26 protein-coding genes are annotated in these 23,966 nt (G+C 68.6%); 12 read left to right on the forward strand and 14 right to left on the reverse strand.

Annotated features, from left to right (window positions below; translation table 11 throughout):
- Positions 1-17 precede the first annotated feature (17 nt).
- The 5 genes from JHD77_RS27735 to JHD77_RS27755 all read left to right on the forward strand — a co-directional run bounded on the left by JHD77_RS27735 (position 18) and on the right by JHD77_RS27755 (position 5,025).
- Entirely contained in the window at positions 18-665 is a 648-nt protein-coding gene (locus JHD77_RS27735) for a TetR/AcrR family transcriptional regulator (protein WP_003093144.1), read from the forward strand.
- Positions 662-2,311: an acyl-CoA dehydrogenase family protein gene (locus JHD77_RS27740; RefSeq protein WP_023102860.1), complete on the forward strand. Its 1,650-nt coding sequence runs from the start codon at positions 662-664 to the stop codon at positions 2,309-2,311. The genes JHD77_RS27735 and JHD77_RS27740 overlap by 4 nt, the downstream gene beginning before the upstream one ends.
- An 11-nt stretch (positions 2,312-2,322) precedes the next feature.
- A complete protein-coding gene (locus JHD77_RS27745; RefSeq protein ID WP_003093139.1) occupies positions 2,323-2,754 on the forward strand; it encodes a PaaI family thioesterase in 432 nt (143 codons plus the stop codon).
- Positions 2,755-2,808: 54 nt separating this feature from the next.
- Complete coding sequence (gene amn, locus JHD77_RS27750; protein WP_003119204.1) at positions 2,809-4,308, forward strand: AMP nucleosidase; 1,500 nt, start codon at positions 2,809-2,811, stop codon at positions 4,306-4,308.
- A 150-nt stretch (positions 4,309-4,458) separates the two neighbouring features.
- Complete coding sequence (locus tag JHD77_RS27755) at positions 4,459-5,025, forward strand: SEC-C metal-binding domain-containing protein (RefSeq protein WP_023102861.1); 567 nt, start codon at positions 4,459-4,461, stop codon at positions 5,023-5,025.
- Here the strand turns inward: JHD77_RS27755 and JHD77_RS27760 are convergent.
- Entirely contained in the window at positions 4,983-6,068 is a 1,086-nt protein-coding gene (locus JHD77_RS27760; RefSeq protein WP_191519402.1) for an MBL fold metallo-hydrolase, read from the reverse strand. The genes JHD77_RS27755 and JHD77_RS27760 overlap by 43 nt on opposite strands.
- Positions 6,069-6,206: 138 nt before the next feature.
- Between JHD77_RS27760 and JHD77_RS27765 the strand changes: the two genes are divergently transcribed.
- A complete protein-coding gene (locus JHD77_RS27765; protein WP_003114324.1) occupies positions 6,207-6,776 on the forward strand; it encodes a pseudouridine synthase in 570 nt (189 codons plus the stop codon).
- A 33-nt stretch (positions 6,777-6,809) separates the two neighbouring features.
- Here the strand turns inward: JHD77_RS27765 and JHD77_RS27770 are convergent, their stop codons facing one another.
- The 3 genes from JHD77_RS27770 to JHD77_RS27780 all read right to left on the reverse strand — a co-directional run bounded on the left by JHD77_RS27770 (position 6,810) and on the right by JHD77_RS27780 (position 8,193).
- Entirely contained in the window at positions 6,810-7,202 is a 393-nt protein-coding gene (locus tag JHD77_RS27770) for a globin (protein ID WP_003093127.1), read from the reverse strand.
- 100 nt (positions 7,203-7,302) lie between these two features.
- Entirely contained in the window at positions 7,303-7,512 is a 210-nt protein-coding gene (locus JHD77_RS27775; protein ID WP_003093125.1) for a DUF2788 domain-containing protein, read from the reverse strand.
- A 201-nt stretch (positions 7,513-7,713) separates the two neighbouring features.
- Positions 7,714-8,193 (reverse strand): Lrp/AsnC family transcriptional regulator, encoded by a 480-nt coding sequence (locus JHD77_RS27780; protein WP_003106063.1) that lies wholly within the window; start codon positions 8,191-8,193, stop codon positions 7,714-7,716.
- A gap of 477 nt (positions 8,194-8,670) precedes the next feature.
- Between JHD77_RS27780 and JHD77_RS27785 the strand changes: the two genes are divergently transcribed.
- Positions 8,671-9,354, forward strand: coding sequence for a DUF6515 family protein (locus tag JHD77_RS27785; RefSeq protein WP_003453952.1), 684 nt, complete (start codon positions 8,671-8,673; stop codon positions 9,352-9,354).
- Here the strand turns inward: JHD77_RS27785 and fieF are convergent.
- Positions 9,347-10,243, reverse strand: coding sequence for a CDF family cation-efflux transporter FieF (gene fieF / locus JHD77_RS27790; protein ID WP_003093118.1), 897 nt, complete (start codon positions 10,241-10,243; stop codon positions 9,347-9,349). The genes JHD77_RS27785 and fieF overlap by 8 nt on opposite strands.
- 88 nt (positions 10,244-10,331) lie before the next feature.
- Positions 10,332-10,748 carry a hypothetical protein gene (locus tag JHD77_RS27795; protein WP_003093116.1) on the reverse strand — a complete coding sequence of 139 codons (417 nt, stop codon included), beginning with the start codon at positions 10,746-10,748 and terminating at the stop codon, positions 10,332-10,334.
- Positions 10,749-10,889: 141 nt separating this feature from the next.
- Between JHD77_RS27795 and hrpB the strand changes: the two genes are divergently transcribed.
- Positions 10,890-13,406, forward strand: coding sequence for an ATP-dependent helicase HrpB (hrpB, locus tag JHD77_RS27800; RefSeq protein ID WP_031755828.1), 2,517 nt, complete (start codon positions 10,890-10,892; stop codon positions 13,404-13,406).
- A gap of 10 nt (positions 13,407-13,416) precedes the next feature.
- Here the strand turns inward: hrpB and JHD77_RS27805 are convergent, their stop codons facing one another.
- The 3 genes from JHD77_RS27805 to JHD77_RS27815 form a co-directional block, all read right to left on the reverse strand.
- A complete protein-coding gene (locus JHD77_RS27805) occupies positions 13,417-13,824 on the reverse strand; it encodes a hypothetical protein (RefSeq protein WP_003093113.1) in 408 nt (135 codons plus the stop codon).
- A gap of 23 nt (positions 13,825-13,847) precedes the next feature.
- On the reverse strand, positions 13,848-14,582 hold the full coding sequence (locus JHD77_RS27810) for a substrate-binding periplasmic protein (RefSeq protein WP_031755830.1): 735 nt from the start codon (positions 14,580-14,582) through the stop codon (positions 13,848-13,850).
- A gap of 89 nt (positions 14,583-14,671) precedes the next feature.
- Complete coding sequence (locus tag JHD77_RS27815) at positions 14,672-15,811, reverse strand: endonuclease/exonuclease/phosphatase family protein (RefSeq protein ID WP_003118267.1); 1,140 nt, start codon at positions 15,809-15,811, stop codon at positions 14,672-14,674.
- Between the two features lie 61 nt (positions 15,812-15,872).
- Here JHD77_RS27815 and JHD77_RS27820 point away from each other — a divergent pair, with 61 nt between their 5' ends.
- Positions 15,873-16,709, forward strand: coding sequence for an SDR family oxidoreductase (locus JHD77_RS27820; RefSeq protein ID WP_009877019.1), 837 nt, complete (start codon positions 15,873-15,875; stop codon positions 16,707-16,709).
- A gap of 6 nt (positions 16,710-16,715) precedes the next feature.
- Here the strand turns inward: JHD77_RS27820 and JHD77_RS27825 are convergent, their stop codons facing one another.
- From JHD77_RS27825 to JHD77_RS27840, 4 genes are all read right to left on the reverse strand, one after another.
- On the reverse strand, positions 16,716-17,150 hold the full coding sequence (locus JHD77_RS27825) for a VOC family protein (protein ID WP_003106829.1): 435 nt from the start codon (positions 17,148-17,150) through the stop codon (positions 16,716-16,718).
- A gap of 66 nt (positions 17,151-17,216) precedes the next feature.
- Positions 17,217-17,873, reverse strand: coding sequence for a hypothetical protein (locus JHD77_RS27830; protein ID WP_003114321.1), 657 nt, complete (start codon positions 17,871-17,873; stop codon positions 17,217-17,219).
- Between the two features lie 83 nt (positions 17,874-17,956).
- Entirely contained in the window at positions 17,957-19,051 is a 1,095-nt protein-coding gene (sfnG, locus tag JHD77_RS27835; RefSeq protein ID WP_003093107.1) for a dimethylsulfone monooxygenase SfnG, read from the reverse strand.
- Between the two features lie 157 nt (positions 19,052-19,208).
- Positions 19,209-19,790 (reverse strand): cysteine hydrolase family protein, encoded by a 582-nt coding sequence (locus JHD77_RS27840; RefSeq protein ID WP_003106834.1) that lies wholly within the window; start codon positions 19,788-19,790, stop codon positions 19,209-19,211.
- Between the two features lie 99 nt (positions 19,791-19,889).
- Here JHD77_RS27840 and JHD77_RS27845 point away from each other — a divergent pair, with 99 nt between their 5' ends.
- The 3 genes from JHD77_RS27845 (at position 19,890) to JHD77_RS27855 (ending at position 22,602) form a co-directional block, all read left to right on the forward strand.
- Positions 19,890-20,606, forward strand: a complete 717-nt coding sequence (locus JHD77_RS27845; protein WP_003158720.1) for a DUF2076 domain-containing protein — start codon at positions 19,890-19,892, stop codon at positions 20,604-20,606.
- A gap of 65 nt (positions 20,607-20,671) precedes the next feature.
- Positions 20,672-21,175 carry a LabA-like NYN domain-containing protein gene (locus JHD77_RS27850; protein WP_003093104.1) on the forward strand — a complete coding sequence of 168 codons (504 nt, stop codon included), beginning with the start codon at positions 20,672-20,674 and terminating at the stop codon, positions 21,173-21,175.
- 77 nt (positions 21,176-21,252) lie between these two features.
- A complete protein-coding gene (locus JHD77_RS27855; protein WP_003114319.1) occupies positions 21,253-22,602 on the forward strand; it encodes a DEAD/DEAH box helicase in 1,350 nt (449 codons plus the stop codon).
- Positions 22,603-22,624: 22 nt separating this feature from the next.
- On the opposite strand, the gene JHD77_RS27860 is transcribed toward JHD77_RS27855, so the two are convergent.
- Complete coding sequence (locus JHD77_RS27860) at positions 22,625-23,800, reverse strand: TIGR03862 family flavoprotein (RefSeq protein WP_003119225.1); 1,176 nt, start codon at positions 23,798-23,800, stop codon at positions 22,625-22,627.
- Between the last annotated feature and the right edge of the window lie 166 nt (positions 23,801-23,966).

Genomic DNA, 23,966 nt, shown 5'->3' on the forward strand with positions numbered 1-23,966 from the left:
TGAATCCGGATTCAGTCATGGTCTATCGTGTCACCGAACGCCGCCTGCAACGCGATTCCGCGCTGCGCGAGCGTATCCTCCAGCTAGGCCTGCGGCGTGTCGCGGAGGGCGGTTTCGCCGCGCTGACCATGCAGGCCCTGGCCGACGACGCGGGGATCGCCACCGGCAGCCTGTACCGCCACTTCCGGGGCAAGGGCGAGCTGGCGGCGGAAATCTTCCGCCGCGCCAGCCAGCGTGAGGTCGATGCCCTGGCCGTGGTCCTGCGCGGTCCCGGCGCGCCCGCCTGGCGCCTGGCCGAGGGCTTGCGGCGCTTTGCCGCGCGCGCCTGGAGCAGCCAGCGGCTGGCCTTCGCCCTGATCGCCGAGCCGGTGGATCCTGAAGTCGACGAGCAGCGCCTGCGCTATCGCGAGGCCTACGCCGCACTGTTCGTCGAACTGCTCGAGGAGGGCCGGCGCAGTGGCGCATTCCAGCTTTCCCTGGTGCCGCTTGCCGCGGCCTGCCTGGTCGGGGCCATCGCCGAGGCGCTGGTCGGCCCCTTGTCTCCCCCGGCGCGCGCCGCTCGCGACAGCGGCCAGCCGGAACCGAGTCTGGAGCCGGTGAGTACGGCTCTGGTGAACTTCTGCCTGCGCGCGGTGGGCGCGCCTGTCTGCGAGGAACCCTCATGAACCTGCACCAGTACGCCGAAACCCACGAAGTGACCAACCAGGTACCGTCGCTGGATGGTGCCAACCTCTACCGCCTCGACCTGCCTCTCCAGGAGTGGGTGCGTCGCTACCAGGGCGGCTGGGCCGAGGAGCGCCTGCAGCGCTACGGCGAGCTGGCCGGCGGCCCGCTGATGGCGGCCGGCTTCCTGGCCAACCAGCACAAGCCGGAGTTCCATAGCCACGACCGCTACGGCAACCGCGTCGACCTGGTGGAGTTCCACCCCGCCTACCACGAGCTGATGCGCGCCGCCATCGAACACGAACTGCCCTCGCTGCCCTGGACCGACCCGCGCCCCGGCGCCCAGGTGGCGCGGGCCGGGCTGTCCTACCTGCACAGCCAGGCGGAGGCCGGCACCGGTTGCCCGTTGACCATGACCTACGCCAGCGTGCCGGCGATTCGCCTGCAGGCGGACCTGGCCGAGAAATGGCTGCCGAAGATCCTCTCCCGCAAGTACGACCCGCGCAACGTGCCGATGGAGCAGAAGGCGGGCGTCACCATCGGCATGGCGATGACCGAGAAGCAGGGCGGCACCGACGTCCGGGCCAATACCACGCGGGCCTACCCGGTGGGGATTCCCGGGCCGGGGCAGGCCTACGAACTGGTCGGGCACAAGTGGTTCTGCTCGGCGCCGATGTGCGACGCCTTCCTCACCCTGGCCTACACCGACAAGGGCCTGACCTGCTTCCTGCTGCCGCGCCACCGGCCGGACGGCAGCCGCAACCAGTTCTACATCCAGCGCCTGAAGGACAAGCTGGGCAACTGGTCGAACGCCTCCAGCGAAATCGAGTATCGCGGCGCCCTGGCCTGGATGGTCGGCGAGGAGGGCCGTGGCGTGCCGACCATCATCGAGATGGTCGCCATGACCCGCTTCGACTGCATGATCGGCTCCAGCGCACTGATGCGTCAGGCGTTGACCCAGGCCGCCCACCACTGTGCCTACCGCAAGGTCGGCGGGCGGGTGCTGGCCGAGCAACCGCTGATGCAGAACGTGCTCGCCGACCTGGCCCTGGAAAGCGAGGCGGCGCTGGCCCTGACCCTGCGCATGGGGCATGCCCTGGACCGTGCCCACGACGAGCAGGAGGAGAAGTTCGCCCGCCTGGTCACCGCGGTGGGCAAATACTGGATCTGCAAGCGTGCCCCGGCGATGATCAACGAAGCCTCCGAATGCATGGGCGGTGCCGGCTACGTCGAGGAAACCATCCTGCCGCGGCTGTACCGCGAGGCCCCGGTGAACTCGATCTGGGAAGGTTCCGGCAACGTGCAGTGCCTGGACGTGCTGCGTGCCCTGTCGAAGGAGCCGGGGGTGCTCGACGCGTTGTTCGCCGAACTGGGCGACGGCCATGGCGACGCCCGTCTCGCCGCGCACATCGGCAACCTCAAAGCGGCCTTCGCCGACACCGCCGACATCCAGTACCGCGCCCGCCAGCTCACCGAGGACGTGGCGATCGCCCTGCAGGCCAAGCTGTTGCTGGAAGCCGGCAACTCCGCGGTGTCCGACGCCTTCATCGGCAGTCGCCTGGGGGACGGCGGGCGTGTCTACGGCACCCTCCCGCGCGGCGTCGAGGTCGAGGCGCTGTTGGCTCGCGCCACCCCGCACCTGACCTGAGGCGCGTCGCGATGCAGGCGCATCCGCGCTACCGGGAGCTGGTCGAGCAGGGCTTCGCCGCGGCCAGTTTCGTCGGCGACCTCGGCATCCGTCCGCTGGACTGCGGGCCGGGTTGGGTCGAAGCGGGGCTGGACATCCTGCCCCGCCACGCCCAGCAGAACGGCTTCATCCATGCCGGGGTCCAGGCGACCCTGGCCGACCATGCCGCCGGGGCCGCCGCCGCGACCCTGGTGGAGGAGGGGCAGACGGTGCTGACCCTGGAGTTCAAGCTCAACCTGTTGCGCCCGGCGCTTTGCCAGCGCCTGTTGTGTCGCGCCGAGGTGCTCAAGGCCGGGCGCCAGGTGACGGTGGTCGAGGCCGAGGTGTTCGCCGAGCGGGACGGTCGGCGGCACCTGTTCAGCAAGGCCACCGTGACCATGGCGGTGGTGGCGCTGGCCGAATGAGATAACGGGAGAAAAGCGCTGTGTTTTCCTGTCGGTACAGGCAAGATGTTTTCCATGCGAACCGACAGGAAGCCCACCATGAGTATCGATTCCGACGACGGGTTCGTCGTCGCCCGCACGGCCGAGGAGGCCGTCGACCGTCTTGCCGAGCTGCACCGCCAGGCCACCGCGGCGCTGAGCCAGGCGCTCAAGCGCTACATCAAGGAGCGCATCGAGCCAAGCGAGGCCGAGCGGCAGAACTTCCACTACCCGCAACTGCGCATCGGCTACCGCTGCCAGGGCGAGGTGCCGTCCACCACCCGCGCCTACGCCAAGGTCCAGGTGCCGGGCGAATACAGCGTCACCGTCACCCACCCCGACGCCTTCCGCAAGTACCTGCTGGAACAGTTGCGTCCGCTGATGGACGATTTCACCGTGCAGGTGCAGGTCGGCCCGAGCCAACAGGACATCCCCTATCCCTACGTGGTCGAGCAGGGCGACGAGCTGGCCGGCTCCGGGGTGACCGCCGCCGAGCTGGCGCGGGTGTTCCCCAGCACCGACCTGTCCGCCGCTTCCGACGACATCGCCGACGGCCTCTACGAATGGGAACGCGCCGACCAGTTGCCGCTGGCGCTGTTCGACGCCGCGCGGGTGGACTTCTCCCTGCGCCGCCTGGTGCACTACACCGGCAGCGACTGGCGCCACGTGCAGCCGTGGATCCTGCTGACCAACTACCACCGCTACGTCGACCAGTTCATCCGCCTCGGCCTGACCCGCCTGCGCGAGGACCCGCGCTTCGTGCGCATGGTCCTGCCGGGCAACGTGATCATCGAACGCGGGATGGACGAAGGCGAGGCCAACGCCATCGTCGCCGGGGTGGTCTGGCACCGCTACCAGATGCCGGCCTACCACCTGATCGCCGCCGATGGCGACGGCATCACCCTGGTCAACATCGGGGTCGGCCCGTCCAACGCGAAGAACATCACCGACCACCTGGCGGTGTTGCGTCCGCATTGCTGGCTGATGATCGGCCACTGCGGCGGCCTGCGGCAGTCGCAGACCATCGGCGACTACGTACTGGCGCACGCCTACATGCGCCGCGACGGCATCCTCGACCGCGCGCTGCCGCCGCACATCCCGATCCCGGCGCTGGCCGAAGTCCAGGTCGCCTTGCAGGAAGCCGCCGCCGAAGTCACCGGCGAGCGCGGCGAGTCGCTCAAGCGACGCTTGCGCACCGGCACCGTGCTCACCTACGACGACCGCAACTGGGAGCTGCGCTGGGCCCAGGAGCGGCCACTGATCAACCTGGCGCGGGCCATCGCGGTGGACATGGAGAGCGGCACCATCGCCGCCCAGGGCTACCGCCTGCGGGTGCCCTACGGCACGTTGCTGTGCGTCTCGGACAAGCCGCTGCACAGCGAGATCAAGCTGCCCGGCTCGGCCAACGCCTTCTACGAGCGCGCGGTGAACCAGCACCTGCGGATCGGCATCGCCGCCCTCGACCTGTTGCGCAGCCAGCTCAACTCGCTGCACTCGCGCAAGCTGCGGAGTTTCGACGAGCCGCCGTTCCGTTGATCGGACGCGCCGCGGTTTCCGTGCGGAAACCGCGGCGCGCTTCTACGCCTTGCGGCGCCGAGGCCCTACAATGATGGCCCTTCGCCCTGCGTGGAACCGCGGCGCCCTCTGCCGGTCGGAACGACCACGCCTGCCATCGATGTGATCCCCATGCCGTTCAGCGTCCCCACTCATCTCAGCAACCCGCTCCGTCGCTTCGCCCGCCGCCTGGTGCCCGATGCCGCGCCGGAAGTGGCAGCGCCGTTGCCGATGCCGGAAAGCCTGGCCGGCGAACCGTGGTTCTCGGTCGGGCGGGCGGTCGAGGCCCTCGGCGGCGAGCGGGTCGATGGCTGGATCCTGGAAGAATGGCGTGGCTTGGCCCTGCGCGCGCGTTTCAGCGCTTGCTGGCGCGATCCGCGCGGCAACCTGTGGAATGTCCTGCCGCAGGCGGGCGCCATCGCTTTCCTGGCCGACCCGCAGCGGCGCTACGAAGGCGTGCCGCTGGCCGACCAGTACCAGGCGCTCAGCCGCGATGTCCTGCTGGAAGACTATCTCGGCCTGCGGCGCCAACTGGCCCGCGCCGGCCTGGACGACGAGGCCCGCGAGCGCCTGGCCGGGATGGCCGCGCGCCTGGAAAGCTGGCTGGCCCTGGGCGGCCGTGGCGAGCAGGCTTGTCCGTGCGGCAGCGGCAAGCGCTACCGCAACTGCTGCTCCCGCCTGGTGGCCTCGGCCTCCTGAGCGACGTTGCGCGGTGCGACGCGCCACTGCTCGCCGGGTTTCGGCGTGCCGAAGGTCGCCGGGTCCACGCCTTGGCTGCGCAGTGCCGCCTGGAGCGCCTTGGGCGGGTCGTCCTGCTGTTCGTCGGTGAGATTGAAGGTACCGAAGTGGATGGCCATGCTGGTCTGCGCCTGCAGCGTGCGATGGGCCTGCACCGCGTCGTCGGGATTCATGTGGTGGTCGCGCATGAACCAGCGCGGCTCGTAGGCGCCGATCGGCAGGGCGGCGAAACGCATCGCCCCGAAGCGCTGGTTGATCAGCCCGAACTCCGGGCCGAGCCCGGTATCGCCGGGAAACAGCAGCGGGCCGTCCGGCGAGTCGATGACGAAGCTGAGCCAGAGCGTGCGGTTGGTGTCGCTGCGGGTGCGCGACGACCAGTGCTGCACCGGTACGCCATGCAGCGTCAGGCCAGCGCCCAGCGGCACGGCCTGCCACCAGTCGATCTCCACGACGTCGGCGAAACCTGTCTGGCGGATCAGCCCGGCGTTGCCCAGGCCGCTGACCACCTTGGCCGTCGGCCAGCGCCGGTGGAGCTGGCGCAGGGTTTCCAGGTCGAGGTGGTCGTAGTGGTTGTGGCTCACCAGCACCAGGTCGATCGGTGGCAACTGGTCGAGCGTCAACCCGGGCGGATGGTGGCGCTTCGGGCCGATGAAGGCGAGCGGGCTGACCCGTTGCGACCAGACCGGGTCGGTGAGGATGTTCAGGCCGCGGTGCTGGATCAGCAGGGTGGCGTGGTTGATGTAGGTGACCCGCAGTTCTTCGCCGCGGGCGCGCTCGTTCACCCTTGGCGGCGTTGCCGTCGGCGGCAGGGCGAACCACGGGCGTTGCGGCGGGCGGTTCCACTGCCACTTGAGCAGGTCGCGCAGGCTCTTGTGCGCGGTCGGCTGGATATTGCGGAAACGTTCGCCGTCGAAATGGTCCGAAGGCGGACCCTGATAGGCGCTGCCAGCGCAGCCGGCCAGGGTCAGCAGGCTGATCAGCCAGGTGGGACGCAGGGAGGGCATGAGGGGATGCTCTTGCGGTCAGGCTCTCGGACAACCTAGCATGCCGCCCGGTACCCCGATCAAGCCAACTCGTTTCCAGTCATGTCCCGTCCCCCGCGTCCTTCCCCGCGTCATCCCGTCCGCCCTGCGCCACGCCGGGTGGCCAAGGCGCCGCCGAGCGAGCCGAAGCTGCTGCTGTTCAACAAGCCGTTCGACGTACTGACCCAGTTCAACGACGAGCAAGGGCGCTCGACCCTCAAGGACTTCATCCCGGTGCCGGGCGTGTATCCGGCCGGGCGCCTGGACCGCGACAGCGAGGGCCTGTTGCTGCTGACCAACGACGGTCGCCTGCAGGCGCGCATCGCCGACCCCCGGCACAAGCTGCCGAAGACCTACTGGGTGCAGGTCGAAGGCACGCCGGACGAGGAGCAATTGCGGCGCCTGCGCGAGGGCGTGACGCTCAACGACGGCCCGACGCTGCCCGCCGAGGCGCGTCTGCTGGATGAGCCGACGTTGTGGGAGCGGGTGCCGCCGGTGCGTTTTCGCAAGTCGGTGCCGACCCACTGGCTGGAACTGGTGATTCGCGAGGGGCGCAATCGCCAGGTACGGCGGATGACGGCGGCGGTGGGCTTGCCGACGCTGCGGCTGGTGCGGGTGCGGATCGGCCCCTGGAGCCTGGACGGCCTGGGCCTCGGGGAATGGCGGGAAGTGCCGGCGCGGCTGGACTGACGAGAGGGGCGTCGTCCAGCGGGCGCGGAACGATCAGTAGTACGACTTGATCACGGCGATGCCGCGACCCATCACGTCGCGCCAGGCGTCGCGGGTCTCGGCGTCGCAGTCGCGGTCGTGCTCGGCGACCGCCATCAGCAGGGCGTCCAGCCACAGGTCGTAGAGTTCCGGGCGGATATCCAGCGCGGCGCGCGAATGGCTGGCGCCGAGTGCGCGCAGCTTGCTGTCGGACATGCCGCGGGCGTACATCACCAGGTTCATGATTCCGGCACGCAGCAGGTGTTTCTGCGCAGTCATGTCTGTGGTGGCGAACTTGGCGCGAATCTGCGGGGAACTGGCAAGGAAATGCCGGTAGAAATCATCGAAGAATCCGGTGCTGGCACAGCAGCGTCCATAACTCTGCATGACGCGGTCGGCGGCGTTCATGGCGACTCCCTTGTTCTAGGCAATGGCAAGGCGAGCCGGCCCCGTTGGCCGGGGCCGGCGGATGATTACGAGTGGTTGGATGACGCGCGTGGCGCCGGGGTTACATGCCCGCGCCTTCGAGGCTGCCGATGACCAGGCCCTTGATGATGAAGCCCAGTACGCCCAGGCCGAGGGCGAAGAACAGGATCAGGGTTCCGAACTTGCCGGCTTTCGACTTCTTCGCCAGGTCCCACACGATGAAAGCCATGAACAGGATAAGCACGGTCACCAGACCGGTCATCATCCACTCTTCGAACAGTTCGGGATCCATTGGCAACCTCCGGATTTTCAAGCAAACGAAGTCCGGCTCGCGGTCGGACGGAGCGTGCCATGGGGGGCGGGCAAGGCGTTTATCGTTCTACGAGCAGGCTGCTCTTTATATGCGGGGGCCACGCGGGCATGACAACTGAAACAGGTTGCCGATTATACGGCATGCCGCCTGTTCCGTGTCATGTCCCAGGTCTCGCTACGATCAATCGCGCAGGTGCTCCAGCGGCAGTTCGGTACTCGCCAGCACCTGGTTGAGGACGAAGCTGGAGCGCACGCTGGAAACCCCCTCGATGCGCGTCAGGGTACCCAGCAGGAGCTTCTGGTAATGGTCCATGTCCGGCACCACGACCTTCAACTGGTAGTCCGCGTCCATCCCGGTGACCAGGCTGCACTCCAGCACTTCCGGGCATTTGCCGATGACTTCCTGAAAATGTTCGAAGCGTTCCGGGGTGTGTCGGTCCATGCCTATGAGGACGAAGGCGGTGAGGCTCAGGCCGAGCTTCTTGCGGTCCAGCAAGGCTACCTGGCGGACGATGTAGCCGTCGTCCTCGAGCTGCTTGACCCGTCGCGAACAGGGCGATGGCGACAGGCCTATCCGTTCTGCCAGTTCCTGGTTGGAGATGCGTGCGTCGCGCTGGAGTTCTTCGAGGATACGCAGGTCGTAGCGATCGAGTTTGTTCATGGCGAGGATTTCTTTCAGGTTGATTGCCATTGGCAAGGTGAATTTGAGTGATTTATTGCGCAATCAAGGTTCTGGTGAGCAATATTAGCAATCATTGGTCGCGCCTGGCGACGTATTCTTTTACCCAGATTCACGGCCCGGACATCTCGTCCATCACGGCTCGCCCAATCAGGCCAGCCGTGGCCGCCGACCCTACAGGGTTGCGCCGGCCTCCGGGTTGCACACCGCCCAGAAGGTGGAGTGAGGTGAGCCGTCGCCAACAGCGCCGAGCCAGGACAGTTACCCCAGAAGGGAGGTCGACGGGCCTCCCTTTTTCTTTGCCCGCGATCCGGCCCGTGCCGCGCTTTTACCCATTCTTTACCCGGCGTTTACCCACCCTTGGCGGAAAACGGCGGAAAGTCGTTCCCGGGATCATTCGAACATGGCCGGGCGACCATGCCCGGGGCGAGGCAGACGATGAACGGTGGATGGTGGCGAATGCTCGGGGTGGGCGCTCTCTCGCTGAGCCTGTGCGTCCAGGCGCAGGCCGACGACGGCCGAGGGGGACGCGGCGGACCCGGCGGCGAGCGCGGTGTTGCCCACGGACAACCGGGACCTGGCCGCGGCGAAGCGTACGGCGGCAGTTGGGGACCGCATCCCGACTGGCGTCCGGGCCGGGTGGTGGAGGCCTTGCCGCGCGGACACCTGCGGGTGCCCTATCGCGGCGGCGAGTATTTCTTCCACGACGGCTACTGGTACCGACCCGACGGCCCGCGCTATGTGCTGGTCGTGCCGCCCCGCGGGGTGCGCGTCCGCAGCCTGCCACCCTATGCGGAGCAGGTCTGGCTGGGCAGCGTGCTGTACTTCCTTGCCGCCGGTACTTACTACCTGTGGCATGCCGACACCCGCGAGTACGAAGTGGTCAGCCCGCCGCCGCGGGCAGCGGGGCCCGGTTATCCGGTCAGCGTGCCGGCCACCGGCTACGACGTGGTGGCCTACCCCGCGCGCGGCCAGGGGCCCGACCAGCAGAGCCGCGACCGCTACGAGTGCCACCGCTGGGCGGTGGGCGAGAGCGGCTTCGACCCGGCGGGGGCGACCTACGCGCCGGCCGCCGAGGTCGCCAACGGCTACCGCCGGGCCATGGCCGCCTGCCTGAGCGGGCGCGGCTACAGCGTCAACTGACGGTTTCCTTGCCGACCACTTCCTGCGGGTCGGCATGGATCAGCACCTCGGCCTTCGGGTATTCGCGCTTGATCGCCAGCACTGCGCGGTCGGTCAGGGCGTGGGCCACCGACAGGCTCAGCTCGCCGGGCAGCTCGAGGTGCAACTGGACGAACCAGTGGTTGCCGGAGATCCGCGTGCGCACGTCGTGCGCGCCGAGCACTCCCGGCACGCTGCAGGCGAGTTCGCGCATGCGCTCGCTGATGTCGGTAGGCAGTTCCCGGTCCATCAGGATCGACACCGACTCGCGAGCGATCTGCAGGGCGCTCCAGAGGATGTACAGGGCGATGCCCAGGCCGAACAGGCCGTCGCTCTGTGGCCAGCCGTAGCGGGCCAGGAGCAGTGCCACGAGGATGCTGGCGTTGAGCAGCAGGTCCGAGCGGTAGTGCAGCGAGTCGGCGCGTATCGCGGTGGAACCGGTGCGGCGGATGACGTGGGTCTGGAAGGCCAGGAGAAGGGCCGTGAGCAGCAGCGACAGCAGCATCACCGCGATGCCCCAGGTGGCCGCGCCGAGGGGCTGCGGGTCGCGCAATTGCTCGACCGCCTGGATAGCCACCAGCACCGCGCTGGCACCGATGAACATGGCCTGGGCCAGGCCGGCCAGGGCCTCGGCCTTGCCGTGGCCGTAGCGGTGGTCGTCGTCGGCCGGGCGTAGCGAATAGTGCACCGCCAGCAGGTTGAGCAGCGAGGCGGCACTGTCCAGCAGGGAGTCGGTGAGGCCGGCGAGCAGGCTCACCGAACCGCTCAGCCACCAGGCAATGGCCTTGCCGATGACCAGGGTGACGGCGACACCGAGCGAGGCCAGGGTGGCCAGGCGCAGCAGGCGGGCGTGGGGGGAATCGGGACTCATGGGGCGCTTCTGTCAGGAGGGACGGCGCCACTGTAAACCAACCGGGCGGCGACCGGGCACTGACGCACGGTCGCGCTCGGAGGGCGGATCAGGCGGCCGGCTTCAGGCCATAGGCCGCCAGTTGCTCGACGCTGCCGCTGTGGCGGATGAGGCGCGGGTCGTCGAGCGGCAGTTCACGGCCGATCTCGCGTTCGAGGATGGCCTTGAGCTTGCGGTTGTCGACCTTGCCGTCCGCGCCGACGGCATCCTTGAGCACTTCCGGGGCGACCGAGTACTTGGCGTCGGGCAGGTAGATGGCGCCGGTGGCGAAGTCGACGCCGAAGGCGATCAGGCCGGGGATGATATAGAACAGCAGGCCGATGGCGTCGAAGGCGACGATGGCCGGATCGATGCGACCGTCGATCTGGCCGCGTCGCTCGGGGTAGAACAGCGTACCGCAGGCCGACAACTGGCTCAGCAGGGCTGCACTGAGAACGGCACAGGAAACGCGGGTGGCAAGGCGCATGTATGACCTCCGGGTGAACATGACGGCGAACTATAGCAATCGACCAGCGTTCGGCAATCTTCTGCCGCGACGATGACGATAAGACCGTCGAAAGCGCCTGCCGGTTCGCCGGTATACTTCGTCGGTCAGTCCGGAGCCAGCATGATTTCCCTACCCATCGACGCCGTTGTTCCCGCCCTGCGCCAGGCCCTTGGCGCACAACACCAGGCCGTTCTGGAAGCCCCGCCGGGCGCCGGCAAGACCACCCGCGTGCCGCTGGCCCTGCTCGACGAGCCCTGGCTCGCCGGCCAACGCATCCTCATGCTCGAACCGCGACGCCTGGCGGCGCGGGCCGCGGCCGAGCGGCTGGCCGCCGAGCTGGGCGAAAAGGTCGGCGAGACCGTCGGCTACCGGATCCGCCTGGAGAGCAGGGTCGGCCCGAAGACCCGCATCGAAGTGGTCACCGAGGGTATCCTTGCCCGTCGCCTGCAAGACGACCCGGCGCTGGACGGTGTCGGCCTGGTGATCTTCGACGAATTCCACGAGCGCAGCCTGGATGCCGACCTGGCCCTGGCGCTGACTCTCAATGGCCGCGAACTGTTGCGCGACGAGCCGCCGCTGAAAGTGCTGGTGATGTCGGCGACCCTGGAGGGCGAGCGTCTTGCGGCGCTGCTCGGCGAAGCGCCGGTGGTGCGCAGCGAGGGCCGCATGTTCCCGGTGGATATCCGCTGGGGACGGCCGGCGCAACCCGGCGAGTTCATCGAGCCGCGGGTGCAGCAGGCGGTGCTCCAGGCGCTGGCGGAGGAAAGCGGCAGCGTGCTGGTCTTTCTTCCCGGCCAGGCCGAGATCCGCCGCGTTCACGAAGGCTTGCGCGAAGCCCTTGGCGGACGCCCCGAGGTGCTGCTCTGCCCGCTGCATGGCGAACTCGACCTCGCCGCCCAGCGCGCCGCCATCGAGCCGGCGTCGCGGGGCACGCGCAAGGTGGTGCTGGCGACCAATATCGCCGAGACCAGCCTGACCATCGACGGCGTGCGGGTGGTGATCGACGCCGGCCTGGCGCGGGTGCCGCGCTTCGATCCGGGCAGTGGCATGACCCGCCTGGAGACCCAGCGCATCTCCCGCGCCTCCGCTACCCAGCGTGCCGGCCGCGCAGGGCGCCTGGAGCCGGGCGTATGCTACCGCTTGTGGTCGGAGAGCCAGCATGAGCAGTTGCCTGCCTACGGCACGGCGGAAATCCTCCAGGCCGATCTGGCCGGGCTGGCCCTGCAACTGGCGCGCTGGGGCGTGGCGCCGGAGGAGCTGGCCTGGCTCGACGCGCCGCCCGCGGCGGCCTACGCCCAGGCCCGCGAGCTGCTCGGGCGGCTGGGGGCGCTGTACGCCAGCGGCGCGTTGAGTGCCCATGGCCAGGCGATGGCCGAATTGCCGACCCATCCGCGCATTGCCCACCTGCTGCTGCGCGGCCAGGCCCTCGGCCTTGGCGAACTGGCTTGCGACGTAGCGGCGCTGCTCGGCGAACGTGACATACAGCGTGGCGGCGGCGCCGACCTGCACAGCCGTCTCGCCCTGCTCGCCGGCGAGGCCCGCACTGGCGCCTCGCGCGGCGCGGTACAGCGCGCCCGGCAACTGGCCCGGCAGTTCCGCGGTTACCTGCGCGGCGCCGCCAGCGAGGCGGTCGTCGATCCCGGTCATCCGCGTTGGCTGGGTTGCCTGCTGGCCTTCGCCTATCCCGACCGCATCGCTCGCCAGCGCCGCGCCGGTGGCGGCGACTACCGGCTGGCCAATGGACGCGCTGCGCAGTTCGGCGAACCGGACAGCCTGATGAAGCAGCCCTGGCTGGTGATCGCCGATCTGGGCAGCCGCCAGGGCCAGCGCGAAGAGCGGATCTACCTGGCCGCCGAACTCGATCCGAGGTTGTTCGATACGGTCCTGGCGGAGCAGGTCAGCCAGCGCGACGAGCTGCAGTGGGACGAGCGCGAAGGCGTGCTGCGCGCCGAGCGCCAGCGCCGGGTCGGCGAACTGGTGCTGTCCAGCGAGGCGCTACCCGGCCTCGACGAAGCGGCGCGCAGCCAGGCGCTGCTCGGCCTGGTCCGGCGCAAGGGCCTGGAGTTGTTGCCCTGGACCCCGGAACTGCGCCAGTGGCAGGCGCGCATCGGCTTGCTGCGCCGGCTGGACCTGGAAGACAAGGGCGAGAGCGAGTGGCCGGACGTCAGCGACGCCGCGTTGCTGGAACGGTTGGAGGAATGGTTGCCGGCCTATCTCGGCAAGGTCACCCGCCTGGCTCACTTCGCCAACCTCGACCTGGCTTCGATCCTCGCCGGGCTGTTGCCCTGGCCATTACCGCAGCGTCTCGACGAGTGGGCGCCGAAAACCCTGGAAGTCCCCTCCGGCTCGCGCATCCGCCTGGACTACAGCGAAACCCCGCCGATCCTCGCGGTGCGCCTGCAGGAACTGTTCGGCCTCGGCGACACTCCGCGCATCGCCCAGGGCCGCCTGGCAGTGAAGCTGCACTTGCTGTCTCCCGCGCATCGCCCGGTGCAGGTGACCCAGGACCTGGCGAACTTCTGGCGCAGCACCTATGCGGAAGTCAGGAAGGACCTGAAGGGACGCTATCCGAAGCATTATTGGCCGGACGACCCGCTGGTGGCCGAGGCCACTGCCCGGGCCAAGCCACGTAAGTAGTCGACGGCGCTCAGAGCACCCGGGTCAGGTCGTCGTCGAGGAAGTGCCGGAAACTCAGGCGCTGGCCGTCGGCGAAGTCGAAGTGGCTGTCCAGGGTCGGGCCGTTGAGGACGAACTCCAGGGCCAGCAGGCGCACACCGACCAGGCCGCGCTGCCGGCCGAGGTCGTGCAGGCGGTACTCGCCCGGGCCTTCGTCGTTCTCGCAGGGCCGCGGCGCTTCGCCGCTGCGCCAGAACACCGTCTCGCCCTCGAAGTAGAGGCGATACCAGCGTTGCTCGAACTGCAGGTAGACCACGTTCACCGGATCGGCCGGACGGCCTTCCCACCACCATTCCTGGATCAGCAGCGACTGGCAGACCTGTCCGCGCAGGGCGGGCTGTTCGCCGTTGATCGTGCAGCAGGGGATGGCGGTATGCATCGGGCTCCTCCTCCGGGGTCGGTTCACAGCAGGGACAGGTCGGCGCCGTCGCTCCGCAACTGGTCGTAGGCCTGGTCCAGGCGGTCGCGCAGCGCTTCGGCGCCGGGAATGTGGCGCGAGACGATCATCCGCAGCGGCAGGCGGTACAGTTCCTGGCTTGCCAACGCCTGGCGGCTGGCCGCTTCCACCGGCGCCTGGTAGTCGAGCAGGTAGTCGCCGCGCCCGAGTTCGAGCATGCGCAAGGCGGCGTGGTGGGTGCCGGTGCGGTACAGGCGCAGGTGCAGGTTGGGGTCCTGGATGAAGTCGGTGACCGGTTTCCAGTAGCTGTAGCCGCTGATCAGGATCAGCCGGCGTCCGGCCAGGTCCTGGGGAACCCGCGGTGCCGGATGGTGCGCCGGGTAGTACAGGTTCAGGCTGACGTGGCCGAGCACGCGCCGCGCCTGGAGGGTGTCGGCGGCCAGCTCCGGCTTGGCCGCGCCGGCCCACAGCGCCACGCTGCCATCCTGCAGCCCCAGGTACAGGCGCGCGCTGGGCAGGGCGCGGAACGCCGGACGATAGCCGGCCCGCTCCAGCAGCAGGCGGACCAGGCGGGCGCCGGAACCGGCGGCGTGGCCATCCCGGGCGGTATAGATGTAGGGGGGGAATTCGTAGTAGCCGACGTTCAACGACGGCCTTGCGTCCTGCGCATGGAGCTGCGGGGCGGCCAGCAGGACGAACGCCAGCAGCGCGAGCAGGGGCGTTGTGGTGCGTAGGGGCATGGTGTGCGGCCTTGCCGTTTTTTGTTGTTATGAATGGGGGCGAAGCATGCGGCGCGCCGGGCCGCTTGTCCAGCCCGGCGCGCGCCCGGTCAATGGGGCAGCAGGAAGCGCGCGGCGAGCGGCAGGTGGTTGGAGATCTGCAGCGTATCGCTGCGCCGGACCCGGGCATCGAGACGGGTCAGCGAGGGGCTGTGGAACAGGTAGTCGAGGGTCCGATCCGGCCCCTGGACCCGTGGGTCGTTGGGGAAGTGCGTGTACCAGCGAACCTGGTCGACGCCACTGGCCTCTTCCAGCGACGGCACCATCGGGAAGCGCCCGCTCAGGATGCCCAGTTCGCTGTCTTCCCGGTAGGGCGCGCGCAGCGGCGCCAGCAGGTAGGGATACTGGCCGGGCGGCAGCAGGTTGAGGTCGCCGCCGAGCAGCCAGGGCGTGCGCCTGGCCTGCAGTTCGTCGAGCAGCGTACGGGTGGTCTCGACCTGGCGCTCGAGGGTGTCGTCGTTCGCCTGCGGGCGGTCGAAGCGGGCGTTGAGCACGGCCAGCTCGCCGCCGCCGTCGATCGGCAGGTGGCTGACCAGGATCGCCGGGCGCGGCCCGAACAGGCGGTCGAACAGCCCGCCATCGCGTGGCGGCAACTGGCGCCGCTCGGCGCTATCGATGCGATAGCGGCTCAGGGTGGCCTGCTTGCGGCCGACGCTGCCGAAGATGTGCGGCGTCGGCACGAAGGCCGATTTCCACTCGTAGGCCTGGGCGCTGCAATGGTAGAGATCGTTGATGCGCTCCTGGATCAGCGCCAGTTGGTCCTGATCGTCGGTGGCGCTGGAGCCGTCGTCGATCTCCTGGAGCAGGACCAGGTCCGGCTGCTCGTCACGGATCACCCGGACCACCTCGTCGAGGGTGAACGCCAGGTCTTCGGCGGTGGGGCGCTGGTCCGGGCCGGTGGCATCCGGCAGGTCGTCCCAGAAGACGTAGCGCTTGCCGGCCAGGTACTGGATGTTCCAGGTCATCACCTTCAGGGCCTGCCCCGGCTTCAGCGCCGGCGCGGCGCCCTGGCAATGCAGGGGCGCGGCTTCGCGGTCGGCGGGTTGCCAGCTCAGCAGGTAGCTGGCGAGCAGGGCACCGCCGACCAGCAGGAGCAGGCCGACGAACAGCAGGTTGCGTAGACGGGGCAGTGACATCGCAATCGAGACTATGCTGGAAAGGACCAGAGCATAGAGCTTGCCGCCGCGCATTTCATCCTTGCAGGTCGAATTGACGCAAGGGTTCGCGTTTTTTCGAGCGGGAGGGTACCGCATGCCGCGCAAGGTATTCAGCAGCCAGGCCTACCGCCACAAGGTGGTGCTGGTCAGCGGCGGCTGTTCCGGCATCGGTCGCGCGCTGGCGCTGCGTTTCGCCCGGGCCGGTGCGCGACTGGCGATCCTCGACCTCGACCAGGCGGCGCTGGACAGTTTGGTCCAGCACCTGCGCGACCATCTCGGCGGCGAGGCGCTCGGCCTGCGCTGCGACGTCGCCGACGCCGATGCGGTGGAGCGTGCCGTGGCGCTGGCGGTGGAGCGCTTCGGCGGCATCGACGTGCTGGTCAACAACGCCGGCATCACCCACCGCGGTACCTTCGCCGAAACCGGCCTGGGGGTTTTCCGCAAGGTCATGGCGGTGAACTTCTTCGGCGCCGTGCATTGCACCCGCGCGGCGCTGCCGAGCCTGCTCGAACGGCGCGGGCAGATCGTCGTGCTCGGTTCGCTGACCGGCTTCGCCCCGTTGCTCTACCGCAGCGCCTACAACGCCAGCAAGCATGCCTTGCACGGTCTGTTCGATACCCTGCGGATGGAGCTGGAAGGCACCGGCGTCAGCGTGACCCTGGCCTGCCCGGGATTCACCGCCGCCGACCTGCGCAAGAACGCGCTGGTCGGCGATGGCTCGGTGACTCGCCAGCCGGTGCAAGTGCTGGGCAGCCAGGTGGCATCGCCGGTGGAGGTCGCCGAGGCGATCTTCCAGGGCGCCGCGCGGCGCCGGCGCCTGCTGGTGCTGTCCAACGTCAACTGGCGGGCGCGGCTGCTGGCGCGCTTCTTTCCGCGTCTCTTCGAAAAGCTGCTGGTGCCGCGCCTGTCGGGACTCAAGCCGCAACCCTGACGGTGCTCAGTGGGCGTGGTCGTGGGCGTCGAAGCCCTGGCTCATGTCCCAGTAGGAGGCCTCGACCTTGTGCCCGTCGAGGTCGCGGATGAAACACCCGTAGTAGGGCTCGCCGTACAGCGGACGCGGGCCCGGCGCGCCCTCGTCGCGTGCGCCGGCGGCCAGGGCCGCGGCGTGGAAGGCGTCGACCTGGGCCTTGCTGTCGGCGAAGAAGCCGACGTGGCTGCCGTTGCCGACGCTGGCGGGACGGCCGTCGATCGGCGCCTGCACCCAGAACTCCGGATAGAGCTTGCCGTAGGCTACGGCGCCGGGGTATTCGAGGATCACCTTGCAGCCGAGGGCGGCCATCACCGCGTCGTAGAAGGCTCGGGCACGGGGAAAGTCGTTGGTGCCGATGGACAGGTGGGAAATGCAGCTGGGGTTGGCCGATTCGTCGCTCATGGTCCGTTCCTCGAGGCAGGGCTCGTCAAGCATAGGCCAGCGCGGCGAATCGGCGCGCGGCGCCGTTCACATCCCGTTGCGTGGCGCCGGACCGAGGCTGTAGATGCGGAAGGCGACGATGGTCAACAGCAGCTGGAAGAACCCGCTGAGCGCATGCAGGGCGACCCGCAGCACGACGGCGTCGCCGGCCGAATCGGCGAGCCAGGCTTCCAGGCTCCAGACCGGCAGCAGGATCACCAGCGAACAGGCGAGGATCAGGAAGAATCGCCCACGGGTGAACTCGAAGCTTTCCCGCAGCGCCTGCAGCGGACTACGGCCGCGCAGCACCAGGCAGAATTCGGCGAAGGACAGCTTCACCATGACGAAGATGCCCGGCAGGATCAGCAGCGACAGGCCGAGCACGATCAGCAGCGAAGTCAGCGCCGCGAGTAGCGCGAAGGCTGGCCACAGGCGCAGCGCGGCGCTCCACAGCTGGCCGACGCGAGGCCGCTCGTCGCGCCCGCGCGCGTCCATGAACAGGATCAGGGCTGCGGTGTAGAGCGGGTAGAAGAGCAGTCCGGCGACCAGGCTCCAGGCGCCCATCTGCTGGGGGCCGACGGCTTCGTCGATCTGCTGCTGGAGCAGGCTTTCGAGGAATATCCAGGGCAGGCAGAGCGGCACCAGGGTGGTCAGGTGGCGGGTGAAGAAGAACCAGGCGTCACGCAGCGGCAGCAGAGGATTCATCGCGGGTCGGCAGATCGGATACGAGCCCGCGACTCTAACCCAGCCGGCCGCCGAGGCCAACGCCTGGCGGCCGCCGTTGCCGTTCAGGCCGCTTCGCGAGCCTGGGCCTGCTCCAGTTCGCGGACCAGCGGCAACACGTGCTTGCCGAAATACTCCACTTCTTCGTGGAAGTGCAGGAAGGCCGACAGCACCAGGTCGACCCCGGCCGCCTTCAGCGCGACGATGCGCTCGGCGATCTGCCGTGGCGTGCCGATCAGGTTGGTCTTGAAGCCGTCGTTGTATTGCACCAGGTCTTCGAAGGTGGATTTGGCCCAGTTGCCATCGCCCTCCGGCGAGGCCTTGCCGGCCTGTTTCACCGCGTCGCCGAAGGCGTTCACCGCCTCGTAGTCGGCCTTGGCGATGATCTCGTCGAGCACCGCCCGCGCTTCCTCCTCGGTGTCGCGGGCAATGATGAAGGCGTTCACTCCGACCTTGACCGAATGGCCGTTGGCCGCCGCCTTGGCGCGGATGTCCTCGACCTGGGCGCGGATGCCGTCGATGCTGTTGCCGTTGGTGAAGTACCAGTCGGACACGCGCGAGGCCATGTCCCGCGCCGCCCGCGAGCTGCCGCCCTGGAAGATTTCCGGGTGCGGCTGCTGGATCGGCTTGGGTTTCAGGGTGTAGTCGTGGAAACGATAGAAATCGCCCTTGAAGGTGAAGTTTTCCTCGGTCCAGATGCCTTTCAGCACGCGGATGAACTCCTCGGAGCGCCGATAGCGTTCGTCGTGCTCCAGCCAGGGTTCGCCGATGCCGGTGAACTCTCCCTTGAACCAGCCGCTGACGATGTTCACCGCGACCCGGCCATTGGTCAGTTGGTCGATCGTCGCCAGTTGCTTGGCCACCACCGCCGGATGCCAGGGGCCAGGCAGGATCGCCGCGATCACCTTGAGCTTCTCGGTGGCCGCCAGCAGGGCGTGGCTGATGGCCACCGACTCGTGCTGGTACTCGGCGCCGTAGCCGGCGGTGAAGCGGATCTGCGAGAGGGCGTAGTCGAAGCCGTTGCGTTCCGCCAACTGGGCCAGCTTGCGGTTGTAGTCGATGTCCCAGCTGGTGCGTTGCTCGATCTTGCTCACCACCAGGCCGCCGCTGACGTTGGGGACCCAGTAGGCGAAGCGGATCGGCTGTTGCTCTTGGCTCATCGGGGGTATCTCCGGGTAGGGGCGTGGTCCGGTGTCTATGAAGGAACCGTGCCATCCCGGATTCATGTTTTCGAATCAATGGCTTATGGGGGATATGGCGGAACCGGCCTGTCTTCTGCCGGACAGCCCTGTTGTCCCGCTGTTGCCCGGCAGACAGTCAGGCCGGCAAGCGCTGCAACAGTTCGGCGGCGCGCAGAACCACGGCGTACTCGCCGTGCAGGTTGGCCAACGCCATCGCATGCACCTCGTCGGCGCTGCGCGGGGTGCCGTGGAAATCGGGCTTGGCGAAGGTGAAGCAGGCGTCGGCCACTACCCAGGTCTGGAAGCCGAGGTTGCCGGCGCTGCGTGCGCTGGCTTCCACCGAGTTCTCCGTGGCTACCCCGACGAGCGCCACCTGGCGGATGTCGCGGACATGGAGCCAGCGTTGCAGGCCGCTGTTGATGAAGGCGTCGGGAACGTTCTTCTCGAACACCGCCTCGTCGTCGCGCGGCGCCAGCGCTGGCTGGAACTCCACGCCAGGCTGGCCGGGCGCGAAGGGCGAGCCGGGCTGCCGGGATACGTGCCGGACGTGCACCACCGGCCAGCCGGCGGCGCGCCAGGCGGCAAGCAGTTCGACGATGCGCGCCTCGGCGCCGGGATTGTTGCGCGGCGGCAGGTCGTGGCGCTGCATGCCGCGTTGCAGGTCGACGATCAGCAGGGCGACCTGGGACCGTGCGGAGCGCTGGGCATCGTCATTCATCGGGAATTCACCGGAGGAACTTGAGATCGTGCAGGGTGCTCCAATATTTCCCTTTGGTGCAATCCATCCTTCCTTCTCGAAATGCAGTCGAGGCGTGCGATGAAATCCGATGAGAAAACCCTGATCGACGGCCTGTTCAGCCGCCTGCGCGAGGCCGAGGGGCAGTCCGCTCCGCGTGACGCCGAGGCCGAGGCGCAGATCAACCAGCACCTGGTGCGGCAGCCGGCGGCGCCGTACTACATGGCGCAGGTGGTGCTGATCCAGGAAGCCGCGCTGAAGCGCCTCGACCAACGGGTGAAGGAGCTCGAGGCGCAGGTCACCCAGTTGCAGCAGAGCCGTCCGAGCAGCGGCGGCTTCCTCTCCGGCCTGTTCGGCGGCGGCGCGCGCGACGAGCCGGCGCCGAGCCAATCGGGGCGCCCGGCGGGCTGGGGCGAGACGCGTTTCTCCAATCCGGCGGCGGCGGCCGGCGACATGCGTCCGGGTATGGCGCCCGCCGCGGCGGCCGCGCCTTCGCGGGCCAGCGGCTTTCTCGGCGGTGCGCTGCAGACGGCCGCTGGGGTCGCTGGCGGGATGCTGGTGGCCGACCTGCTCACCGGCATGTTCCGCCACAGCCAGCCGCAGGAAATCGTCGAGGTGATCCAGGACGTCCCGGTGGATAACCTCGACGCCAGCCAGTTTGCCGATCCTGAGCCGGCGACCGAGCGCTTCGCCGATAGCGACTATCCCGCCGACGGCGGTTTCGCCGATGGCGATTTCAGCGACAGCGACTTCAACGACGACTCCAGCTTCCTCGGCGACGACGATTTGTTCACCTGACCGTTAGGGTTGCGGGCCGTGGGCTGCGATAATGGTGGCCCACTGCCGTCGTTCCGGAGTTCCCCTTGAGTCGTCCCGAGTCGCCCGCGGCGAAGAAGATCGCTGTCTTCGCCGATGTGCAGAACCTCTACTACACCGTGCGCCAGGCCTACGGCTGCCATCTCAACTACGCCGCCCTGTGGGCAGACATCGCTCGCGGCGGGAGCATCGTCGAGGCCTATGCCTACGCCATCGACCGCGGCGACCCGCGTCAGCAGCAGTTTCAGCAGATTCTGCGCAACCTCGGTTTCACGGTGAAGCTGAAGCCCTACATCCAGCGTGCCGACGGCTCGGCCAAGGGTGACTGGGATGTCGGCATCACCATCGACGTACTGGATGCCGCGCCACGGGTGGACGAAGTGGTGCTGCTGTCCGGTGACGGCGACTTCGATCTGCTGCTGGAGAAGGTCATCCGCGCCCACGGCGTCGTGGCTACGGCCTACGGGGTGCCTGGCCTGACCGCCAACGCGCTGATCCGAGCGGCGTCGCGCTACGTGCCGATCGAGGGCGGACTGCTGCTCAAGGGCTGACCGGCCGCGCTCCAGAGGACGATGGGAGACGGCGAATCCGCTAGAATGCCGTCCGTTTCCTTTTTTCCGAGTCGCTCATGACGTTCGCTTCCCTCGGTCTGCTCGACCCCCTGCTCAAGGCCCTCGAAGGGCTCGGCCACGGCACGCCTACGCCGATCCAGGCCCAAGCCATACCCCCGGCGCTCAAGGGCCGCGACCTGCTCGCCGCAGCACAGACCGGCACCGGCAAGACCGCCGGTTTCGCCCTGCCGTTGCTGCAGCGGCTGACCCTGGAGGGGCCGCAGGTCGCTGCGAACTCGGTGCGTGCACTGGTCCTGGTTCCGACCCGCGAACTGGCCGAGCAGGTCCACGCCAGCGTCCGCGACTACGGCCAGCACCTGCCGCTGCGTACCGCGGTGGCCTACGGTGGGGTCAGCATCAACCCGCAGATGATGAAGCTGCGCAAGGGAGTGGATATCCTCGTCGCCACTCCCGGGCGGCTGCTCGACCTGTATCGGCAGAACGCGGTGAAGTTCGCCCAGCTCCAGGCGTTGGTGCTGGACGAAGCCGATCGCATGCTCGACCTCGGTTTCGCCCGCGAGCTGGACGAACTGTTCGCCGCGCTGCCGCGCAAGCGCCAGACCCTGCTGTTTTCCGCGACCTTCTCCGACGCCATCCGCACGCTGGCCCGTGAACTGCTGCGCGACCCGCTGTCCATCGAGGTCAGTCCGCGCAATACCGCGGCGAAGAGCGTCAGGCAATGGCTGGTGCCGGTGGACAAGAAGCGCAAGGCCGAGCTGTTCTGCCACCTGTTGCAGGCCAATCGCTGGCGCCAGGCGCTGGTCTTCGCCAAGACCCGCAAGAGCGTCGAGGAACTGGTCGGACTGTTGCAGCGGCAGGGTATCGCCGCCGACTCGATCCATGGCGACAAGCCGCAGCCGGCGCGGCTGCGCGCCTTGCAGCGGTTCAAGGCCGGCGAGGTAGACCTGCTGGTAGCCACCGACGTGGCCGCGCGTGGCCTGGATATCGAGGAAATGCCGCTGGTGGTCAACTTCGACCTGCCGATCGTCGCCGAGGACTACGTGCATCGCATCGGCCGTACCGGCCGTGCCGGTGCCTCCGGCCAGGCGGTGTCGCTGGTCTGCGCCGACGAAGTGGAGCTGCTGGCGGCGATCGAAACACTGATCGGGCAGACCCTGCAACGCCGCGAGGAGCCCGACTTCGAGCCGGAGCACCGGGTGCCGCAGACCGCACCGGGCGGCGTGGTGCTGAAGAAACCGAAGAAGCCGAAGAAACCCAAGGCCGCGGAGAGCGTCGGCAAGCCCGGCAAGATCCACTTGGGCAGTTGGTTCGACAGCAGCGCGCCGACGGTCAAGGCGGTGCGCAAGGCACCGGGCTTCGGCGCGGGTGCGGCGGGCAAGCCGAAGAAGCGGCCGTCCGGCAAATAGCGAGGCGCTGGCGTACCGGTCTCTAGCGCCTGCCGCGCAACCAGGCCAGCGCGCCGAGTCCGGCCACGCGCCCGCTGGCGAAGCAGGCGGTCAACAGGTAGCCGCCGGTGGGCGCCTCCCAGTCGAGCATTTCCCCAGCGCAGAACACGCCGGGCAGGCCATCGAGCATCAGGTTGCGGTCGAGCGCCTCGAAGCGTACGCCGCCGGCGCTGCTGATCGCTTCGTCCAGCGGACGCGGGCGCAGCAGCGTCAGCGGCAGGCGCTTGATCGCCGCCGCCAGGCGGGCCGGCTCGGTATAGGTGGCGGCGGGGGTGAGTTCACGCAGGAGGCCGGCCCGAACCCCATCGATGCCCAACTGGCTGCGCAGGTGATTGGCCATCGACCTGGAACCGCGCGGGCGAGCCAGGGCTGCCTCGATCTGCTCGCGACGCCTGTTCGGCAACAGGTCCAGCCATACTTCGGCCGAGCCCCGTGCCTCGATCCGTTCGCGGATGGCGGCGGAGAGGGCATAGACCAGGCTGCCCTCGATACCGTCGCGGGTCACGACGAATTCGCCCTGGCGCGGCGTTTCGCCCGCCAGTCCCATGGCCACCGGTTTGACCGGAGCGCCGGAGAACTTGTCGCGAAACAGCTCGCTCCAGCCGTCGATCTCGAAACCGCAATTGCTTGGCCGCAGGGGCTCGACCTCGATGCCACGGGCGCGCAGCAGGGGCACCCAGGCGCCGTCGGAGCCCAGGCGCTGCCAACTGCCGCCACCGAGCGCCAGGATCACGGCGTCGGCGCGTATCGACAGGCGCTCGGCGGCGCTCTGGATGTCCAGCGTACCGTCCGCGTTCCAGCCCAGCCAACGGCAGCGGGTGTGGATGAGCACGCCTTGCTCGCGCAGGCGCTTGAGCCAGGCACGGAGCAACGGCGCGGCCTTCATGTCGGAGGGGAACACCCGGCCGGAACTGCCGACGAAGGTGTCGATACCCAGGCCGTGGATCCAGGCGCGCAACGCATCCGCGTCGAATTCGCCGAGCAGTGCGGCGATTTCCTTCTGGCGCCTGCCATAGCGGCCGAGGAATTGTTCCCTGGCCTCGGCATGGGTGATGTTCATGCCGCCGACGCCCGCGAGGAGGAATTTCCGGCCGACCGAGGGCATGGCGTCGAACACTTCCGTGCGTACGCCCGCCTGGCTCAGGACCTCCGCGGCCATCAGGCCTGCGGGACCGCCGCCGACGATGGCGACCTGGGGGGAAGGGGAGGATGCTTGACTGGGCATGTGGACGACGAGCGAGACCTGGGGAAACCGGCGTGCAGTGTAACCGAGGCGAAGACCGCCTCCGAGCCTTGTCGATGCCAGCTGGTCCGCTCGCCGTGCG

This window comes from Pseudomonas sp. P20 (assembly GCF_016463925.1).
Lineage (GTDB): Bacteria > Pseudomonadota > Gammaproteobacteria > Pseudomonadales > Pseudomonadaceae > Pseudomonas > Pseudomonas aeruginosa.

What these genes read in the sequence shown, in the direction of transcription:
- JHD77_RS27735 (WP_003093144.1), top strand. Translation starts at nt 18, where the DNA reads ATGGTCTATCGTGTCACCGAACGCCGCCTGCAACGCGATTCCGCGCTG.
- JHD77_RS27740 (WP_023102860.1), top strand. Translation starts at nt 662, where the DNA reads ATGAACCTGCACCAGTACGCCGAAACCCACGAAGTGACCAACCAGGTA.
- JHD77_RS27745 (WP_003093139.1), top strand. Translation starts at nt 2,323, where the DNA reads ATGCAGGCGCATCCGCGCTACCGGGAGCTGGTCGAGCAGGGCTTCGCC.
- amn (WP_003119204.1), top strand. Translation starts at nt 2,809, where the DNA reads ATGCGAACCGACAGGAAGCCCACCATGAGTATCGATTCCGACGACGGG.
- JHD77_RS27755 (WP_023102861.1), top strand. Translation starts at nt 4,459, where the DNA reads ATGCCGTTCAGCGTCCCCACTCATCTCAGCAACCCGCTCCGTCGCTTC.
- JHD77_RS27760 (WP_191519402.1), bottom strand. Translation starts at nt 6,068, where the DNA reads ATGCCCTCCCTGCGTCCCACCTGGCTGATCAGCCTGCTGACCCTGGCC.
- JHD77_RS27770 (WP_003093127.1), bottom strand. Translation starts at nt 7,202, where the DNA reads ATGAACGCCGCCGACCGCGTCATGCAGAGTTATGGACGCTGCTGTGCC.
- JHD77_RS27775 (WP_003093125.1), bottom strand. Translation starts at nt 7,512, where the DNA reads ATGGATCCCGAACTGTTCGAAGAGTGGATGATGACCGGTCTGGTGACC.
- JHD77_RS27780 (WP_003106063.1), bottom strand. Translation starts at nt 8,193, where the DNA reads ATGAACAAACTCGATCGCTACGACCTGCGTATCCTCGAAGAACTCCAG.
- JHD77_RS27785 (WP_003453952.1), top strand. Translation starts at nt 8,671, where the DNA reads ATGCTCGGGGTGGGCGCTCTCTCGCTGAGCCTGTGCGTCCAGGCGCAG.
- fieF (WP_003093118.1), bottom strand. Translation starts at nt 10,243, where the DNA reads ATGAGTCCCGATTCCCCCCACGCCCGCCTGCTGCGCCTGGCCACCCTG.
- JHD77_RS27795 (WP_003093116.1), bottom strand. Translation starts at nt 10,748, where the DNA reads ATGCGCCTTGCCACCCGCGTTTCCTGTGCCGTTCTCAGTGCAGCCCTG.
- hrpB (WP_031755828.1), top strand. Translation starts at nt 10,890, where the DNA reads ATGATTTCCCTACCCATCGACGCCGTTGTTCCCGCCCTGCGCCAGGCC.
- JHD77_RS27805 (WP_003093113.1), bottom strand. Translation starts at nt 13,824, where the DNA reads ATGCATACCGCCATCCCCTGCTGCACGATCAACGGCGAACAGCCCGCC.
- JHD77_RS27810 (WP_031755830.1), bottom strand. Translation starts at nt 14,582, where the DNA reads ATGCCCCTACGCACCACAACGCCCCTGCTCGCGCTGCTGGCGTTCGTC.
- JHD77_RS27815 (WP_003118267.1), bottom strand. Translation starts at nt 15,811, where the DNA reads ATGCGCGGCGGCAAGCTCTATGCTCTGGTCCTTTCCAGCATAGTCTCG.
- JHD77_RS27820 (WP_009877019.1), top strand. Translation starts at nt 15,873, where the DNA reads ATGCCGCGCAAGGTATTCAGCAGCCAGGCCTACCGCCACAAGGTGGTG.
- JHD77_RS27825 (WP_003106829.1), bottom strand. Translation starts at nt 17,150, where the DNA reads ATGAGCGACGAATCGGCCAACCCCAGCTGCATTTCCCACCTGTCCATC.
- JHD77_RS27830 (WP_003114321.1), bottom strand. Translation starts at nt 17,873, where the DNA reads ATGAATCCTCTGCTGCCGCTGCGTGACGCCTGGTTCTTCTTCACCCGC.
- sfnG (WP_003093107.1), bottom strand. Translation starts at nt 19,051, where the DNA reads ATGAGCCAAGAGCAACAGCCGATCCGCTTCGCCTACTGGGTCCCCAAC.
- JHD77_RS27840 (WP_003106834.1), bottom strand. Translation starts at nt 19,790, where the DNA reads ATGAATGACGATGCCCAGCGCTCCGCACGGTCCCAGGTCGCCCTGCTG.
- JHD77_RS27845 (WP_003158720.1), top strand. Translation starts at nt 19,890, where the DNA reads ATGAAATCCGATGAGAAAACCCTGATCGACGGCCTGTTCAGCCGCCTG.
- JHD77_RS27855 (WP_003114319.1), top strand. Translation starts at nt 21,253, where the DNA reads ATGACGTTCGCTTCCCTCGGTCTGCTCGACCCCCTGCTCAAGGCCCTC.
- JHD77_RS27860 (WP_003119225.1), bottom strand. Translation starts at nt 23,800, where the DNA reads ATGGCCGCGGAGGTCCTGAGCCAGGCGGGCGTACGCACGGAAGTGTTC.